A 17,347-nucleotide genomic window follows, 5' to 3' on the forward strand; every position below is an offset into this window, starting at 1 on the left:
ACATGCTTTTAAATGACACAAGAAAATAACAGCCGACACATGCTCCAGGTGATATCCATGCCAATAGAAACCACCAGACAACCGTGTTTGAACAACCTTACTGTTTTGTTACGCCCGGGATTCAGGCTAGCCGACCTGGGGCGTATTAATGAATGGCTTACTGCCTGCCAGGGAGTGACGTCCCATCATATAAGCTGGTCGATTTGTTCGTTATCCGGCGACCTGGTTCGCTCGGACGCCGGACTGATGATTACGGCATTACCCAGCCTGAATCATCAACAGCGTCAGCAAGGCAATCTGCTGGTGCTCAGTGGCCACTCCAGCCCGGAGCATGATCAGGAAATCGCCCGTCTGCCCATGCCGTTAAATAACACACTGGTCTGGATTGGCGCCGACTACTACCACGCCAGTGCCTACCTGTTTCATCGCCACGCCAGCCGAGAGGCACTGGATGAATTGATGATCACCCTGTGTATGTCAGACCTGTCGGCCGATCAGGGGGATCAGGTGATACAACAGCTACAGCAAGGCAATATCCCGGCCCACAGCCAGGATAGCCGCTTGCAGCGGGCCTTGGCCGAGATGCGCAAGCATATCGACCAGCCATTAGACCGCCACCAACTATCCCGGGCGGCCTGCCTGTCGGTACGCCAGCTGGAACGATTATTCCAGACGCATTTCAACCAGACGCCAGGCAAGTACTATACTTGCCTGCGCCTTGAAACCGCCCGCGAACACCTGCAACAGAATCACTCATCTGTCACCGACGTCGCCTATTCCTGCGGTTTCAACTCCGTCTCGCATTTCTGCAAATTGTACAAATCCCATTTCGGCGTCAGCCCTGCCCGCACGCCCATCGTGATTTGAGCGCCAGCAAATCGAGTGATGAGCAGGCAGAACAACCGCTGCAACATCACTCAGCTGATCGTCATAACGACAAAGCAACCAACTAAAAAACACATCAAAAAGAAAAGAAGCGGGAGACCGGCAAGAACTGGGGCAGGCGCACTGAACTGCTGGCAATATTTTATTTACCAGTGATCCAGCACCATCGAAAAACAGGATTACCCTATTTTTGCGATAACACAAAAATATCCAATAAAATCACAATATTTCAAACAAAAACAAATCCAATAAATCATGGTATACCATGATTTATTGGATTCGGATAACCCTGAAAATCAGAACGAAGGCATTACCTGATTAATAAACAATTGCAGGGATTCCTTTTTCTGCTCATGACTCAGGCTGTTATCACTCCAGAAACTGTATTCCGTCAAACCACTGGCTTCGTAATATTTCAGCCGTTCAACCACCTCTGCTGGTGTACCAATCACCAGATTGTTGCGCAACTGCTCTGGCGCCAAGGCCTCGAATGCCTCCAGCTCGTCTGCCGAAATCGGATGACAGAAGCCACTCACCGGTTGCTGGTCATTACGTGCCCAGCCCTGGAAGTAGGAGTACCAGCGACGAATACCTTCTACCCCAACACGCCAGTCTTCTGGATCTTCATGGACATAGGTATGACGCAGACACATAATCTTGGGCCGTGCTTTTTCCGGGTGTTTGGCACAAGCAGTTTCAAACTTGTCCATCAGGGAACCCACTTCAGCATCGGACTTGAACAGCGGCGTCACCATAACGTTGCAGTTGTTTGCAATGGCAAAATCATGTGACGCCTGCTCCCGTGCAGCCACCCACATCGGCGGCCCACCGGACTGCAGCGGTTTCGGTACTGATGTTGAGGTCGGGAACTGCCAGCACTCACCATCATGGGCATAATCTCCCTGCCACAGCTTGGGCAAGATCGGCAGCATTTCACGCAAATAACGCGCACCATCAGCGGCTGGTATACCACCAGCCATTCGATCAAATTCACACTGGTAGGCACCACGGGCAATACCGAACTCCAGCCGTCCGCAGGACATTTGATCCACCAGCGCCGCTTCGCCTGCCAGTTTTATCGGATGCCAGAAAGGCGCAATAACGGTTCCCAGACCCAGCCGGATCGTGGAAGTCTGAGGCGCCAGATACGCCAGAAAACTCAATGGGTTAGGGCCAATGGTGAATTCCATTGAGTGATGCTCACCGACCCAGACCGTTTCCATACCACCTTGTTCAGCGATCTGAACCAGCTCAACCAGCTCATTCAGCAGCTCCTGATGCGTTTTGTCAGGGCTATAACGCTCCATCTGCAGGAACAGGGAAAATTTCATACTACGTAACCTTTTTGGGAGTTCAGGTTTTGTTTTGTTCACGAAATCCACTCTTCTGTGGATTAATCTGTATTACGGTATACCATAATACATACACATAAAAGATCATCGAATACCAAGCAGTGGCAGTACAACCAATTGACCGGTTTGGGTACATTTATCCGGCTGGCGCCAAACCGATCATAGTTTCAATACATATCCATCATGGCTCCCCCAAATAAAGCCAAAGCGTCACAAGATGACGCTGAGACACCATCATCCACCTTCTGCCCTTTTGATAATGACCGCACCGAATGACGTCATCTGTCCATCCCTTGTCCGGGTCGGATACTGACCATTGTCGCTCTCTTTCTTTGGGTGCCCATCAAGATGAAACACTTTTCGACTGCTTTATTATTGCTACTGTTCCTGGCACATCCCGCCATGGCAGAACCAGCAAGCTGCAAAAACCCCACGCTGGGAGAAGTGGACTGGACCGATTTGCGGGTCGCCACTGCCACCGCCAGCATTCTGCTGAACAAGCTCGGATACGATGCCAGCATTACCCGAATGCCTTCCCTGCAGGATGTTTACAAAGGCATGGACAAGGATCAGGTTGATGTTTTTATGGGCTACTGGATACCGGCACAACGTCACGTGGCCGCACCGTATCTGCAACGCGGATCGATAAAAACCCTGACAACCAACCTCGACGAGGGCCGTTACACTCTGGCTGTGCCGGACTATGTTTACGACCAGGGAATACGCAGTTTTGCCGACCTGGCCCAACACGGTGACAAGTTCGACTGGCGGATTTATGGCAGCGGCAAGGGCAGCAGTGGCAATATCTCGGTACAAAACATGATTGATTCCAACGCTTACCAGCTGCAATCGTTCAAACTGATTGAAACTTCAGAGCTGCTGATGCTGGCACAGGTCAAAGGCCGTATTCGCAAGGGTGAATGGATCGCCTTTCTGGCCTGGACACCCCACCCAATGAACCAGAATTTTTCCATTCGTTACCTGTCTGGCGGTGAAGAATACTTTGGCAAGGATTATGGTCACGCCACTATTAATACCAATGTTCGCGATGGCCTGACTGCCCGCTGCCCCAATCTCGGCCGCTTCTTCCGCAACCTGACCTTCGAGGCCAGCGAGCAGGAACAGATCATGGATCAGGTCAGCAACTACTTTGTACCGCTGGACCGGGCCATTTATATGTGGCTGAACCAGCACCCGGAAGTCATTACCCGCTGGCTACAGGGAGTCACTCGTTTTGACGGCCTGCAAGCCGACGCCACGGCCATTGCAGAGCAGCTTGCTATTGGCTGGGGACGGATCAGAGATTAGTGGCGTGTTTTGGGGCGACGCATCACAGCGACATAAAAGAGCAGAACGGCCCCGGATCTTTATTGTGTAATGGCTCTTGATCCCCACTGGCCAAGCCGACATTCTCTGTATTGCCAGGAAAACCGGGACTTGATCCTGCTCGCACCTCCGAATAAAGTGACCGCCCGGTCAGTTTTTCATTTTATTCACAGGTTCCTGCTCATGTCCGATCACACGTACTCCATGGATTACCCCGTCAGCTGGGAAGAGCTGCATCGCAATGCGCGCACGCTTTCCTTGCGGCTGTTAGACAAAGGCCCCTGGAAAGGGTTGATTGTTATTACCCGTGGCGGTCTGGTTCCGGCAGCGATTCTGGCACGAGAGATGGACATTCGCCTGATCGATACCGTGTGTGTCACCAGTTATAAAAGTACCGGGGATTCCTCGGTGCAATCGGTACAGGGCGAGTTGCAAATCCTCAAGGGTGTCGAGGGAGATGGCGACGGCATGCTGTTGATCGACGATTTGGTCGATACCGGCAAAACTGCTCGTTGTGTACGGGAAATGCTGCCGAAAGCACATTTTGCCACGCTGTACGCCAAACCCGCCGGTGTCCCTCTGGTAGATACTTTTATTACCGAGGTGAGCCAGGATACCTGGATTCGTTTCCCCTGGGATATGGAGTACACCTTCTCGACGCCTCTGGCTGATCGCACATAACGTACCCAAGCCCGCATCCAAGCCAGCCATCATTACTGGTCGCCCCATGTGACAAACAGGTGGCGACCAGATCTTCTCGGTTCGGCCAGCACACTCTTCCCGACAAGACCAGGTTGGCCTGATTCAACCTTATTCTGCCTGCAACATTTAGGTGCCTGCCGGTCCATTCAGCGCACTATCGCCAAGCATTAGCGCAACCGCTGAATCGGATATCGCGCCCTTAACACCTCATATTTCCTCCCTTAGTGCCGATAAAACGGTCATTTGAAATTAAAACGGTTATTTCTGGCCAGTTGGTCAGGATTTTGCTTTTCATCAATTGCTGTCCGAACGGTCAAGTTATAGACCGGCGACATAATGCTGCATCAGGAGGCTCACAGGCCTTTGAAGTCAGCCAGACGATTTCCTGAATTATTAATCTGAAAGAGAGAGTGTGATGAAAAAACAACTTCTAGCCCTGGCCGTTGTCGCCGTAGCAACCATTCCTGCAGCACATGCCGAGCGTTATTTTGCTGATAACAGCATCTCTGTACTGGTTGGTGGTGATTTCAAAATTGATTCCAACGACTGGCCACAAACCGACAAGGACTACGCTCTGAACACCTACACCGTTGAGCACGTGTCGGGTTACAGCTGGGGTGGCCTGTTCTTCTTCCTCGACCGTGACCAGGGTGACAATAACTTCCGCGCCAGCTACAGCGAGTTCTCACCCAAGTTCTTCGTCACCAAGTTTGACGATGGCATCGTTAAAAACATCAACCTGGCCTTTACGCTGGAATCCGGTTCAACCTCATCCGGCTTCAGTCAGGATAACTACCTGTACGGTATTGGTGCCGACCTGGCGATTCCGGGCATGAACTTCGCCAGCGTCACGTATTTTTACAGCATGAACGACAATGGTCTGGACGACGATCACCAGATCACTCTGACCTATGGTGCATCCTGGGGCCAGGTTGAACTGGGTGGCTACATCGACTATTCAACCGGTAGTGATGATCACAAAGCCAGCTTCAACTTCAACCCGCAGCTGACCTATAACGTTGGTCCGATGCTGGGTTACGACAACAAGATCAAGCTTGGTCTTGAGTACAGCGCATGGCACAACAAATACAGCAGCGAATTTGACGAAAATACTGTCAGCGCTCTGATCAAGGTACATATGTAAACAGTAGCAAGAAGCGCAGTGCGGGCAAGGAAGCTCGCACTGCGCTACTCCGTCACATAAAAACCGCTTAGCCCAGCAACAGATCACCATCGATTGGAAAATACTCGCTGGCCGCATGGATCAGTGACGATGCCGTCAGTTTTGCCACCCCGTACACCTCCACTCGTTTACCCCTGCCCACTCTCAGCTTATTGGCCAGCAAATCAAAATCGCCGTCCCCGGAAACCAGCACCACCACATCGGCCTGCTCGCCATATTCCAACGCATCAATGGTGATGCCTACATCCCAATCGCCTTTGGCCGAACCATCGGCCCGTTGAATAAAGGGCTTCAGTCTTACCTCAAAACCGATCGCCCGCAGGATATTCTGGAATTCCCGCTGTTTCTGGTCGCCACGATCAGTGGCATAAGCAAAGGCTTTCACCACATCCCGCCCTGCCGTCGCGCGCGCCCAGAAGCGGTTGTAATCGAAATGACGCCGAAACGTACCACGGGTGGTGTAGTACACGTTTTGCACATCCACAAATATCGCTACTTTTTGCACAGGCGCTTCCTTACGATGGGTTAGTGTCAGACAACAGCGGCCATGCAGTTGCCCGCCTTGTCATGACTGGGAAGCATACCAGTCGGTCCACCAATAAGCAGACACTGCCGCGTTATTGTCGTGTCCCGATACAATCGGCCGACGCTAATCGATACTTTCCAGCACCAGACTGGAGCGCAGCTTGGCCTTGTCCCGGCCTGGAGGCGCACCAAAGACCTTGTGATAGTCGCGGCTGAATTGCGACGGACTTTCATATCCGACCCGATACCCGACACTGGCCACTTCATGATCGGTCAGTAACAGCCGCCGGGCAGCTTGCAGCCGTATCTGCTTCTGGAACTGGACCGGTGTGAATTGGGTAATCGCCTTGAAATGACGATGGAACGACGCCGGGCTCATGCTGGCCATGGCAGCCAGATCGGCGACTTTGAACCCTTGCTGATAATGACTGCGCATCCAGGCCGTTACCCGGCCAATCCGCGCGGTATCGCTATCTTCCATACCGATTTGTTGCAATGCCGCCCCCATTGGAGAGCGTAACAAACGCCAGCAGATTTCCCGCCGCAACAGGGGCTCCAGCACCGCCAGGTCTTGCGGCTGATCCAATAACTGCAATAAACGCAGCAAGGGATCGATAAGATCGGTGGGTAATGCCGCCGTCGACAAGGCCGACGGCCGTTCAGCCAGTGGCGGGCACGCTGCTTGTCGTGGCGCAGTCGCTAATGCCGACGCCGGGGCGTGCAGCAATAACTCCGCCACCATTTCCGGGTCAAGCGCGACGCTGAAAGCCACATACGGACAGTTGGGACTGGCCTCCATGATCCGGGAATTGACCGGTACATTCACCGATGCCAACAGGCATTGTCCCTGCCGGTAATGGAATCGGGTGTCTGCCAGCTCACTGAGCTTGCTTCCCTGCAGCACCACACAAAAGGACGTCGGGTAAATGGCGCGCATCGTCCCGCTGGGCTCGGTGGCTCGGGTCAGTCGCAAGCCATCGATGGCGTTCTCCTGTCCATGGCGATGCCATTGCCGTTCGGCCAACGCGGCCAACGCGGTCAACGCATCAAGCGATGCAGAGGGCATGGCTTGCTGATGAGCCATCTGACCGGCCTGAGCAGGACCCTTCTGGTCTGTCTGCGCTGACGCCTGGCATAACGAGTTTGCGGATGGTGTTTTCATATCGATCTTCCTTCGCTTCTGTCAGCGTAACGGCCGCCGCCAGGCAACCGGTGTATACCGGGCGCAGCGGATTGGCCACGTGAATCACTGTACCCCGACAGCCATTAAAAAGTAGCTCCCGCTTGTCATTTGAGAGGATCAGGCAAGAGTCTGCGAGTTTCTGCCAGCGGTTTTTCCGCCCGCTGGCCATAGCATGGCCTTCTGTCCTGGCTAGCGAATTCAGACAACGACATCGCCAGCCAATCGTCAATGATCCACTCCCGAGGTACGCTGTTATGTCGAGCTCTTCTCCTGTTACCCCCAACACAAGCCCTAACACAAGCCCCAACGCCTCTGCTGGCACACCCCCGAACATCACCCACTCAGCCACGGCTCCGGGCACTATGCGGATGCGCCAGCTGGGTCACTCCGGCTTGTTTGTTTCGGAGTTGTGCCTCGGCACCATGACCTTTGGTGGCAGCGATGGCATCTGGGGCATGATCGGCCAGCTGCAACAGCAACAGGTGGATGAACTGGTGGCCGCGGCGCTGGCTGCGGGCATTAACTTTATCGATACTGCCAACATGTATGGCGGAGGTGCCAGTGAACGCCTGTTAGGTCAGGCGCTCAAAAACCTGGACGTAAAACGCGATGAAGTGGTTATCGCCACCAAGGTACTCGGCCCCATGGCTGCCAGCCCGAATACCCGTGGCGCCTCCCGTGGCCATATTATGAGTCAATGCCAGGCCAGCCTGCAGCGCCTGCAACTGGACCATATCGATCTTTACCAGATTCATGGGTTTGATAAGGCCACCCCGATCCGGGAAACCCTCGAAGCCCTGAACACTCTGGTACAACAGGGGCTGGTGAATTACATCGGCTTGTCGAACTGGGCCGCCTGGCAGGTGGTCAAGGCGGTCGGGATTGCCGAAGCGCGCCAGCTGTGCCCAATTATCTCACTGCAAGCCCATTACACGCTGGTCAGCCGGGATCTCGAACGCGAGGTCATACCGATGCTGCAGTCGGAACAGATTGGTTTGATGGTCTGGAGTCCGCTGGCCGGTGGCTATCTGTCGGGCAAATACGAAGGCCCGGAGGCATCGGCAGACAGTCGCCGCACCAAACTTGACTTCCCTCCGGTAAACCGTGAACGGGGCAGTGAGGTGATTGCCGTTATGGCTGGTATCGCGGCGGAGCAACAAACCAGCATCGCCCGGATTGCCCTGGCCTGGTTACTCCATCAGTCAGCCGTAACCAGTGTTATTGTGGGTGCCAAACGCATCGATCAGCTGACCGATAATATCGCGGCCACCCAGGTGCATCTAACGACCGATCAGTTGGCCTTGCTGGACGCCGTCAGCCGCTTGCCGGAAGAATACCCGGGCTGGATGCTGGAACGGCAGCAAGAATACCGCGCTCATATGGCTTCGAACTAAGAGCCCGCCGCTGCGGATACCGGCGGGATTAACCAGCTGGCATCATGGTTTCATTTCATGGAATGGCATGTGACCTGCCAGCGCCCCTGCCATTCTGGAGCGTATAAACCCTGACTGGCCGCCGTCATTCGACGGCCAGTCAACCCAGGAAACACGCAACCAGTCGCCGCTTGCGTGAATGACAGGTGAAGTTCCATAAAACCAGCCTATATTTTCAAATCCTTACCGAACACCCACCATTACTTTGCATTGCGATCGCTACACTGACTACCTACTTTATGACCCGGATCACTGCACTATGGAAACCAACCGTATAACACCGTTATTAAGCGCATTACTGTTGGCTTTTGCGGCTGCCAACCTGACCGCCTGTGGCGGCAGTGCTTCTGGCGATAGCACTTCGGATGACAGTTCAAGCAGTGATGTATCGGACTCGGACTCGGACTCGGACTCGGACTCAGTATGGCTCCTGAATGAAACCGGGGCAGTATCCGCACATATTCTGAGTTCCGAAACCGGCCTGGGTGTGGAAGTCAACGTTCAATCCGTGACGGAAACAACCGTGGACGGGGAAGATTACGTCGTCGTCAACTCGCAGGGCATTCCCGATTACAGCGTCACCATCACGCAGGACATCCTCGACACACTGAACAGCCGTCCCAAGGCCGACACTGACTTTGTCACCGGAGAACCAACCGTTGCCGTCGGCGACGTTATCGCCTTTGGTGAAGACATTGGCTACGACAGCAACGACAACTGCTCCATGGATTACGGCTTTGGCTACTGGCCCCCAGGACCGGAATGTCCCACCCAGGATGAACGCACCGTCTATGTGCCCGTCGAGCCATCCGCCGCCACGGAAGAATGCGACAGCGGCCTCGACAAGATCGGCATCATGGTCAACGGCGCTTCCATTTTTAACTGGGAAGATGGCTTTACCTACAACGAAGAAGGTGTCTGGTCCAACCTGGCACCAGAAGCCGAAGTGTATGACATCGATATGTGTGGCGGCCATGCCGCGGGCACCGATTATCACCACCATCTGTATTCTTCCTGCCTGGCTGAGCTGTTGGGTGATGATGGCAGCGGCCACTCCCCCATCTGGGGTTATGCCGCCGATGGTTATCCCATTTATGGCCCCTGGGAAGACGATGGCGTACTGGCAGTCAGCAGTTGGGTCACCCGCGACTATGACGATGCCGACACGGGTTGCTCCGATGGCGCTCGCAGTTGCGTCCTGGTCGATCAGTACGACACCACACAAGGCACGGTTGACGTTGATTACCCTGGCCCGGACTTTGATGACGTCGTCACCTCGCTATCAGACAACGAATTTGTTGCCGTCAACGGCTTCTATTTTGAAGACTATTATTGGGACAGTTCGTTGACGGACCAGGGCGGGGAATATCTCGACCAGCACAACGGCCATACCGATGACGAGCACGGTTACCACTACCACATCACGATTACCATGGACGACGAAGGCACCATCAAAGCGGCCTTCCCCTATATTCTCGGCCCACAATATGCGGGCGAACTGCACGACAATGCCGTGGCCAGTTGCACCACCAGCAGCACCGACCTGCCAACGGACCTGCCTCCCGGCCGATAATGATGAAATCCGCAGGGCTGGCATGGCGCCGTATTGCGGGGACTGCTGGCCCGCCTCATAAATGATTTGCATAACAGGTGATCGACGGTGAATCGCAACCACAAACGCTTACTGCTGGCAGCGCTGCTGTTGGGTCTGACCGGCTCGGCCCATGCCGCAAAAGAGATGCACATGCATGCCAGCCGCAATATTCTGGCAGATGCACCGGTTCCGCAAATAGAAATCCAGGTGTTCCGGGACGCGATGGATGGCGTCAACGTACACGTCAAGGTCAAACATTATGAGCTTGGCGCTCCAGACATGGTCACCACCGCCGGTTATCAAAATGCCGAGGGGATCTTGCAAGGCCATGCCCACGTTTTTGTGAATACCCATAAAGTGCAACGACTCTATGGCCCGGATATCCATATCCCGGCCAGCCTGTTGCAAGACGGCGTCAATCAGGTCGCGATTTCCCTTAATACCCATCAACATGAAAACTGGGTAAACAACAATCACAACATCATGAGTTCGGTATTTTTTGATCTGGCCAACGAGCCGATCACCCTGAACCGGTTCAGCTCGCAGCCCGTGACGATGCCTCATTCAGAGGCGGCGCATGCAGCCCCGCAAACCACCGGGCAACACGCCATGCCGGAGTAACACCCGGTCAGTCTGACTCGGTGGCAGAGACCGGGTAATCGGCACTTTCAATATCACGCTTGGCCTGCACGGGCCGAGCCATCCATTTCATCACGACATCCCCATCGCCACGCCCGTAGATCGTTAACGTGCCAAACCCCAAAATACGTCCCCAGATACCTTGATTGATCTCGATGGCTTCAATGGCCTCGAGTTTCATTTCATCGGTTTTACGGGCAATAATGCCGCTCTTGTGAATCACTCGTTTGTTGGTGACACCCTGCTCGGTACAGCGCCAGGTCAACCAGTAATACAAGGCCACCGGAATCCAGATAAGGGTAACGCACAGAATCACATGCAGCACCAGGAAGAACCGGATGATCCAGTGAAATTCGAACACTCGATAGATGGTTTCGCCTTTAGACAGCGAGTCGTCAATATAAGACATCCGTTCACTCCTGCATTACCCGTCGGACCGACATACCCAAACCGCTGGGCATATCTGATAAGCCGCCATTCAGCCAGAAACAGGACGCAGTTACCATGCTTAAACGGCGGATAACCCATTGAGTGCCATCAAAAACCGGCTCGAGACAGGGTCAGGAGCCGGTTTGAGGTCGAGCAATATATGGAGAGAGGTGCCGGGCACTATCAACAACTCGCTAACAAAACCCCTCAGCCAATCCAGACTTGCTTGGCATTGGTGAATTCCCGGATGCCATGTGGCCCCAACTCGCGGCCATAACCGGACTTCTTGATGCCACCGGAGGGCAGCCGTGGGTCGGTTTTAACAATCCCGTTGATCGCCACCTGCCCGGCTTGCAAACGCAAGATGGCCTGACGTTTCTGACGCGGGGTGTTGGTCCAGATACTGGCTCCCAGGCCGTAGTCTGTTGCATTGGCAATCTTGATGGCGTGTTCAAAATCGTCGACCTTCATCACCGCCATCACCGGCCCGAAGGTTTCTTCTTCAAACGCCACCATGCCCGGCTGCACATCCACCAGCAATGTTGGCGGGTAATAGAAACCGGGTCGATTAAGCGGCTCGCCACCCAACAGGCAACGGGCACCCGCATTGATGGTATCGCTGACCTGGCGATGCAGGTTGGTTAGCAAATTCTGCCGGGCGATCGGGCCAACCTGGGTATCGTCCAGCAATGGATCGCCAATCACCAGCTTGTCCATCCGGCTGGCGAGCTTGTCGATAAATTCATCGTATATCGGTGCTTCGACCAGTATCCGTTTGGCGGCAATACAAGACTGGCCAGCATTAATCATACGCGACAGCACCACAATATCGGCCGCCTTGTCGAGATCAGCATCAGCCATCACGATACAAGGATCGGAGCCGCCCAGCTCAAGCACCGCCGGTTTGATTTCCGCGGCGGCAATGCTGGCAACCTGGGCACCGGCGGCACTGGAGCCGGTAAAGGACACCGCCTGAATTGCCGGGTGACGAATCGCTGTTTCGATCTGTTCGGTGGCCAAGGTCAGGTTCACCATAATATGCGCAGGCACCTTGTTCACCGCACAAACGTCGTCAAAAATGGTTTCGATCAGTCGGGCACAACCTTGTACGTTCGGGTCGTGTTTCATAACACAGGTGTTACCGGCCATCAGCGCCGGAGCCAAAAAACGAAAAGCCAGCCACAACGGAGCATTCCAGGGCAGAATCCCCAACACCGCTCCCAGCGGCTGATAGGTGACATAACTTTGTGTCGCATCCGACTCAATCGATTCACTGTTGAGGTAGGTTTCGGCCTGCTCCGCATAGTGTTCGGTACACCAGGCGGCTTTTTCGACCTCGGCCACCCCTTCCAGAATCGGCTTGCCCATTTCCAGCGCCATCATTTCGGCCAACGCCTGCTTACGCTCGCGCAGCTTGGCCGCCACGCCCAGCATGACCTTGCTGCGCAGGCTCTGTCGGGCACTGCCCCAATCGTGATACGCACTGGCCACCAGCTCGATGCGCTGGTTCATCTCATCCGGGGTATGGGTGGCATAAGTTTCCAGCACCATCCCGGTGGTCGGGTTTGTGACTGTCAGCATACAATCTCCTGAGGCGGCCGTTGTCGGTATCAGACACGGCAGCCCGGTTGGTTCAAGGTCGGTTCAGGCGTCGGCGGTTTTCTTTTTCGGCGCCGGTTTGTCGGTTGCGGCCAGCTCGGGTTTGCGGTTCACAGCGCCCAGATCCACCAGGTTACTGCTGGTTTCCGGCTTGACGACAAAATTCCGATCCATATCGAAAAAGGACTGACAGCCCTGATCGGTTATATAAATGGTGTCGGAGATGCCGCAGGTTTTATCGCCATCAACGCCCCACATCCACGGAATAATATGGAAGGTCATGCCTTCTTCCAGAATCGCAGAGTCGCCCTGGTTGAGGCTGACAATGTAGCCCTCATCCCAGCTTGGCGGGAAGGCAATACCGATCGAGTAACCGGAGCGGGTCGCCAATCGGGCGCCTACGTCGTTATCGGAAATAATATTGCGGATCATATTGTCCGCATCGGATACCGTCATGCCGGGCTGGACAAACTCATGTACCGCATCTAACGCCTGTTTCATTTTTTCCTGGGCTTTGTACATCGAATCGCTCAGTTCGCCAAGCACGACCGTACGCATCATGGCGGTGTGGTAACGCCGATAGCAGCCGCCGACTTCCAGAAAGATATGTTCGTTGGGCTGCACTACCCGGCCTTCCCAGGTCGCATGGCCAATCATTGAGCGCGGGCCAGAGGTAACGTATGGCATCACCGCCGGGGTTTCTCCTCCGGCGCGGAACATGCCGGCACTGATGGCAGCACCAATTTCGTTTTCGCTGGCTCCCGCCATACAGGCTTCGATACCCGCCGTCATACCGGCTTCGGTGGCGATGGCCGCCCGCTTCATGATCTCGATTTCGTGCACCGATTTACGAATCCGGCCCTGCTCGACGATACCAAAGCAGTCCAGCAGCTTGGCATTACGCATACGAGTGTGGATAAAGTCCTGATGGTAGGCCGGGAAAAAATAGGAGTTACGTTCGTAACCAATACGCTTGTTGGCCAGACCAAACTCCGTCAGGGCATCCACCAGCATCTGAATGGCATCACCCGTGTCCGGGTACGGGCGGGTGACTTCCACCCAGGTACGATGGATCACATTGGATTCTTCCATCGCCCGCGTGATCATAAAGGGCTCGCCTTCCAGCGGCACAACCAGCGCCTGGAAAAAGCTGTAGCCAGTGGTCTGGTAGTCGGTCAGGTACATGATGTTTTCCGGGTCGGAAATCACCACGGCATCCAGTCGCCGGTACGCAATACGCTGGCGCAGGTCATTCATGCGACGTACGTATTCCTCGTGCGGAAAAGTCATATCATCACGTTGTCTCATTGGGCGGCCTCCAGTGCGTTGTCGGTGGCACGGACCAGCACCGTCAGTCCTGCCTTCAGATCACTTTCAGGGATGGTTAATGGCGGAATCAGTTTCAGAACCCGGCCGCCGGTGCCACAACTGGCAATCAGCAAGCCGTTGTCGAAACATTCCGCCACAATGGCTTTGGCGTGGTCGCTATCGGCCACATCCAGCGCAACGATCAGGCCTTTGCCCCGAATCGCTACCTGTGGATATTTGCGCGCCAGCGGTGCCAGAGCTTCGTGTACGATATCGGTGTAGCGGGCAACCTGATCCATCAGTTCGCTGTCGCGGAAGTAGTTCAGCGCCTCGACACCGGCCACAAATGACAGGTTCTGGCCACGAAAGGTGCCGGTATGCTCACCTGGCGACCAGTGTTTGTCGTGTTCCGGTTTGACCAGGTTCATGGCCATCGGCGTGCCCATGCCGCCAATGCCTTTGGCCAGGCAGATGATGTCTGGATCGATACCGGTGCCATCAAAGCTGAAGAACGAACCGGTGCGGCCACACCCTACCTGGATTTCATCCACAATCAGTAGCGAGCCATGGTCATGAGCAAGGGATTGCAGCGCTTGCAGCCACCCCTGGCTGGCGACGTTCACGCCCCCTTCCGCCTGAATGGTTTCGACGATAAAGGCCGCCGGTGGCTCAATGCCGCTGGAGGCATCGGCGTATTGTTCCCGTAACAAATCGAGGGTGGCCATGGCGGCAAAGGGTTGATGACTGACGTTATCCAGCGCAACCCCGGCAGCCCCCCGGAAGTAGTTGTTGGCGGTGCAGGCCAGTGCCCCCAGGGTCATGCCATGAAAGCCTTTCGAAAACGCCACCACCTGACGACGACCAGTTACCCGGCGCGCCAGCTTGAGGGCGGCCTCTACCGCATTGGTGCCGGTTGGCCCCATAAACTGCATGCGGTGATCCATGGAACGTGGCGCCAGAATCACGCTCTCGAACGTTTCCATATAACGGCGCTTGGCGGTGGTGTGCATATCCAGACTGTGCAGCACGCCATCCTGCTGAATGTAGTCAATCACCGCCGCTTTCATGCGTTCATTGTTGTGGCCAAAATTCAGTACGCCAGCCCCGGCAAAAAAATCGATGTATTCATTGCCCTGCTCATCAATCTGACGGGCATTGGAGGCTTTATCGAACACCACGGGATAAACACGACAGTAGGCACGAATATCCGACTCACGTTGCGCAAAAATGCTCATTAATTACTCCTTCATCAAACGAATCTGGCTATACCGGTTGAATATGCCGGGTTGCTCAGGGTTGGGGGGCATGCACCAACTGGGCATACAAACGGGTCACCTGTTCAATCAGGCGATCGTTAAAATCGTAATGGGGGCTGTGACAGGGCCAGGCAGGTGCCGAGCCGTCATCGGAGCCGACCAGCGCAAACGCACCGGGTATCTCGTTGAGGTAATAACTGAAGTCTTCCGATGCCATGATGGGCAAGCGCACACCGTGCTCCAGCATCCGGGCACCAAACAGCTGCTCCCAACCCTGGCGCATCAGCCGCGCTTGCTCCGGGTGGTTGATCGTCGCCTCGTAACGGGGTTGATGATCCACTTCTGCAGTCACCCCGTAACCGGCGGCGGTGTGTTGGCAGATTTCATCGATCAGGGCATTCACCTGCAAGCGGGTAGCGCTGTCGGGTACCCGGATACTGCCGGAAATCACCGCGTTCTGGGCGATGACGGTTGGCGCACTGATGGCGTCAATCGATGTCACGCTGACCACCGCGGCCTGCTGTGGCGCCAGACGCCGACTGACAATCTGCTGCAATGCCACCACCAGGGCACTGGCAGCCAGTACCGGGTCGCGACACTGTTCCGGCTGACTGGCATGACCACCACGGCCACTGACCCGAATCTGGAAAGTGCCGTTACCACACATCACAATGCCATTCGGGCAGGCCATGTGACCAAACGGGATGGCGGGCCAGTTGTGCCAGCCAAAAATGGCGTCGACACCTTCCAGCGCGCCGTCGTCGATCATCGCCCTGGCCCCATGGCCACCTTCTTCTGCCGGTTGGAACACCAGCGTTACCGGAGCTGGCAAAGCCGCTTCGTGGAGCTTCAGCCAGTGGGCTGTTGCCAACAAGGTCGCACTGTGGCCATCGTGACCACACGCATGCATGCAGCCATCCTGGCGTGAGCGCCAGGCGACGCTGGTTTGCTCCTGAATAGGCAAGGCATCCATATCGCCACGCAAGGCAAAATGAGGGGTATCTGAAGCAGGTGCTGCCGATCCACCCAGCCAGGCGACGGTGCCAGTACGGGCGCAGGCACGCCAACGGATACCTAAATCATCCAGTCGTTGGCGCACCACCCGGGCGGTGTGCTCTTCTTCCCAACTCAACTCCGGCTGCTGGTGCAATTGACGCCTCAGCACCGTGGCTTGGCTGATTACTTCAGACCAGTTATTCGCCATCACACATCCTCCGGTTCATTCATTAGCTTCAGCACAGGCCGTTCCGCTTCAGCGTCTGATGGCTCCAGATTGTCGTGATTGCGCCATACCAAAAAATTAAATTCTTTAAAAACAAGGCCTTACGACGCACAAAAAAGTGACACTGAATTTCAGAAACGGCCTGATTCGATGCTCTATCGCTATAAGCCAAAACCAATAACCACAGGCAAGCTATCAACCAAGTGGACAATACAAAGCTGGTTTGACCAGAACGACAGGTTTTAAACGCCAAGAGAAATTAAAAGAAAAGCGGACAGACCCTAAAGAGCTATACAAAGACCACTTACAAGACTAACGGCCGATAGAATATTATTTGTGCATTAAAATAATGCACAAAGATCCAGACTGGTGCGTGAAAATTCACAATTCCACTCTTAAGACAAGGCTAAGGCAGCCATTGGATAGCAGCAGGAAAAACAAAACAGAAAAGCAAGCAAGACAAAACCATGGCACGGCCAGAGTCTTGCCACTTGCTGCAAGCCATAATTTGCTGGCGATGTCACAAAAACGTCAACAAGCTAAATATTATTCACGCTTTTCAGGAGAAAAACCGATGCTGAAACAGCGTACAAAAAACAGAAAATTGACATCAAGCTACTGTTTTAAAAGGACTTTTATACAATACACAAGCATCTGTGCTGCAACAGGACAAATTACATTCAACACAAATGATTAGTTTTTTTCATCTTT

At 54.5% G+C, this 17,347-nt stretch carries 16 protein-coding genes; 8 read left to right on the top strand and 8 right to left on the bottom strand.

Annotated features, from left to right (window positions below; genetic code table 11):
• Positions 1-57: 57 nt before the first annotated feature.
• The gene (locus Q8W22_RS05145) at positions 58-867 is read left to right on the top strand and encodes a helix-turn-helix domain-containing protein (RefSeq protein ID WP_305451764.1); all 810 of its coding nucleotides are present in this window, start codon (positions 58-60) and stop codon (positions 865-867) included.
• A gap of 314 nt (positions 868-1,181) precedes the next feature.
• Here Q8W22_RS05145 and Q8W22_RS05150 read toward each other — a convergent pair whose 3' ends face one another.
• Positions 1,182-2,216, bottom strand: coding sequence for an LLM class flavin-dependent oxidoreductase (locus Q8W22_RS05150; protein ID WP_305414667.1), 1,035 nt, complete (start codon positions 2,214-2,216; stop codon positions 1,182-1,184).
• A 369-nt stretch (positions 2,217-2,585) separates the two neighbouring features.
• On the opposite strand from Q8W22_RS05150, the gene Q8W22_RS05155 reads away from it, so the two are divergent.
• From Q8W22_RS05155 to Q8W22_RS05165, 3 genes are all read left to right on the top strand, one after another.
• On the top strand, positions 2,586-3,545 hold the full coding sequence (locus tag Q8W22_RS05155) for a glycine betaine ABC transporter substrate-binding protein (RefSeq protein WP_303434176.1): 960 nt from the start codon (positions 2,586-2,588) through the stop codon (positions 3,543-3,545).
• Positions 3,546-3,746: 201 nt separating this feature from the next.
• A complete protein-coding gene (gpt, locus tag Q8W22_RS05160; RefSeq protein WP_303434177.1) occupies positions 3,747-4,244 on the top strand; it encodes a xanthine phosphoribosyltransferase in 498 nt (165 codons plus the stop codon).
• Positions 4,245-4,680: 436 nt separating this feature from the next.
• A complete protein-coding gene (locus Q8W22_RS05165; RefSeq protein ID WP_303434178.1) occupies positions 4,681-5,409 on the top strand; it encodes a hypothetical protein in 729 nt (242 codons plus the stop codon).
• A gap of 67 nt (positions 5,410-5,476) precedes the next feature.
• Here the strand turns inward: Q8W22_RS05165 and Q8W22_RS05170 are convergent, their stop codons facing one another.
• Both Q8W22_RS05170 and Q8W22_RS05175 read right to left on the bottom strand, forming a co-directional pair.
• Positions 5,477-5,953 carry an NYN domain-containing protein gene (locus tag Q8W22_RS05170; protein ID WP_303434179.1) on the bottom strand — a complete coding sequence of 159 codons (477 nt, stop codon included), beginning with the start codon at positions 5,951-5,953 and terminating at the stop codon, positions 5,477-5,479.
• A gap of 144 nt (positions 5,954-6,097) precedes the next feature.
• A complete protein-coding gene (locus tag Q8W22_RS05175) occupies positions 6,098-7,135 on the bottom strand; it encodes an AraC family transcriptional regulator (protein WP_305451765.1) in 1,038 nt (345 codons plus the stop codon).
• A gap of 275 nt (positions 7,136-7,410) precedes the next feature.
• On the opposite strand from Q8W22_RS05175, the gene Q8W22_RS05180 reads away from it, so the two are divergent.
• The 3 genes from Q8W22_RS05180 (at position 7,411) to Q8W22_RS05190 (ending at position 10,804) form a co-directional block, all read left to right on the top strand.
• Positions 7,411-8,550, top strand: coding sequence for an aldo/keto reductase (locus Q8W22_RS05180; protein ID WP_305451766.1), 1,140 nt, complete (start codon positions 7,411-7,413; stop codon positions 8,548-8,550).
• A gap of 298 nt (positions 8,551-8,848) precedes the next feature.
• Positions 8,849-10,162 carry a YHYH protein gene (locus Q8W22_RS05185; RefSeq protein ID WP_305451767.1) on the top strand — a complete coding sequence of 438 codons (1,314 nt, stop codon included), beginning with the start codon at positions 8,849-8,851 and terminating at the stop codon, positions 10,160-10,162.
• A gap of 87 nt (positions 10,163-10,249) precedes the next feature.
• Entirely contained in the window at positions 10,250-10,804 is a 555-nt protein-coding gene (locus Q8W22_RS05190) for a hypothetical protein (RefSeq protein ID WP_305451768.1), read from the top strand.
• A gap of 7 nt (positions 10,805-10,811) precedes the next feature.
• On the opposite strand, the gene Q8W22_RS05195 is transcribed toward Q8W22_RS05190, so the two are convergent.
• The 5 genes from Q8W22_RS05195 to doeB2 form a co-directional block, all read right to left on the bottom strand.
• A complete protein-coding gene (locus Q8W22_RS05195) occupies positions 10,812-11,231 on the bottom strand; it encodes a PH domain-containing protein (protein WP_303434184.1) in 420 nt (139 codons plus the stop codon).
• Between the two features lie 227 nt (positions 11,232-11,458).
• Positions 11,459-12,832 (bottom strand): NAD-dependent succinate-semialdehyde dehydrogenase, encoded by a 1,374-nt coding sequence (locus tag Q8W22_RS05200; RefSeq protein WP_303434185.1) that lies wholly within the window; start codon positions 12,830-12,832, stop codon positions 11,459-11,461.
• Between the two features lie 63 nt (positions 12,833-12,895).
• Positions 12,896-14,158 (bottom strand): ectoine hydrolase, encoded by a 1,263-nt coding sequence (gene doeA, locus Q8W22_RS05205; RefSeq protein ID WP_303434186.1) that lies wholly within the window; start codon positions 14,156-14,158, stop codon positions 12,896-12,898.
• Complete coding sequence (locus tag Q8W22_RS05210; RefSeq protein ID WP_305451769.1) at positions 14,155-15,393, bottom strand: aspartate aminotransferase family protein; 1,239 nt, start codon at positions 15,391-15,393, stop codon at positions 14,155-14,157. Before Q8W22_RS05210 ends, doeA begins: the two co-directional genes overlap by 4 nt.
• Before the next feature lie 55 nt (positions 15,394-15,448).
• Positions 15,449-16,618: a N(2)-acetyl-L-2,4-diaminobutanoate deacetylase DoeB2 gene (doeB2, locus tag Q8W22_RS05215; RefSeq protein WP_303434188.1), complete on the bottom strand. Its 1,170-nt coding sequence runs from the start codon at positions 16,616-16,618 to the stop codon at positions 15,449-15,451.
• Between the two features lie 391 nt (positions 16,619-17,009).
• On the opposite strand from doeB2, the gene Q8W22_RS05220 reads away from it, so the two are divergent.
• The gene (locus Q8W22_RS05220; protein WP_305451770.1) at positions 17,010-17,333 is read left to right on the top strand and encodes a hypothetical protein; all 324 of its coding nucleotides are present in this window, start codon (positions 17,010-17,012) and stop codon (positions 17,331-17,333) included.
• The last annotated feature ends 14 nt before the right edge of the window (positions 17,334-17,347 follow it).

The sequence above is a fragment of the Oceanobacter sp. 1_MG-2023 genome, from assembly GCF_030689025.1.
Taxonomy (GTDB): Bacteria; Pseudomonadota; Gammaproteobacteria; order Pseudomonadales; family Oceanobacteraceae; genus Oceanobacter.

Bases quoted from the DNA above. Each gene is read 5' to 3' on its own strand.
- Q8W22_RS05145 (WP_305451764.1), top strand. From the start codon at position 58: ATGCCAATAGAAACCACCAGACAACCGTGTTTGAACAACCTTACTGTT.
- Q8W22_RS05150 (WP_305414667.1), bottom strand. From the start codon at position 2,216: ATGAAATTTTCCCTGTTCCTGCAGATGGAGCGTTATAGCCCTGACAAA.
- Q8W22_RS05155 (WP_303434176.1), top strand. From the start codon at position 2,586: ATGAAACACTTTTCGACTGCTTTATTATTGCTACTGTTCCTGGCACAT.
- gpt (WP_303434177.1), top strand. From the start codon at position 3,747: ATGTCCGATCACACGTACTCCATGGATTACCCCGTCAGCTGGGAAGAG.
- Q8W22_RS05165 (WP_303434178.1), top strand. From the start codon at position 4,681: ATGAAAAAACAACTTCTAGCCCTGGCCGTTGTCGCCGTAGCAACCATT.
- Q8W22_RS05175 (WP_305451765.1), bottom strand. From the start codon at position 7,135: ATGAAAACACCATCCGCAAACTCGTTATGCCAGGCGTCAGCGCAGACA.
- Q8W22_RS05180 (WP_305451766.1), top strand. From the start codon at position 7,411: ATGTCGAGCTCTTCTCCTGTTACCCCCAACACAAGCCCTAACACAAGC.
- Q8W22_RS05185 (WP_305451767.1), top strand. From the start codon at position 8,849: ATGGAAACCAACCGTATAACACCGTTATTAAGCGCATTACTGTTGGCT.
- Q8W22_RS05195 (WP_303434184.1), bottom strand. From the start codon at position 11,231: ATGTCTTATATTGACGACTCGCTGTCTAAAGGCGAAACCATCTATCGA.
- Q8W22_RS05200 (WP_303434185.1), bottom strand. From the start codon at position 12,832: ATGCTGACAGTCACAAACCCGACCACCGGGATGGTGCTGGAAACTTAT.
- doeA (WP_303434186.1), bottom strand. From the start codon at position 14,158: ATGAGACAACGTGATGATATGACTTTTCCGCACGAGGAATACGTACGT.
- Q8W22_RS05210 (WP_305451769.1), bottom strand. From the start codon at position 15,393: ATGAGCATTTTTGCGCAACGTGAGTCGGATATTCGTGCCTACTGTCGT.
- doeB2 (WP_303434188.1), bottom strand. From the start codon at position 16,618: ATGGCGAATAACTGGTCTGAAGTAATCAGCCAAGCCACGGTGCTGAGG.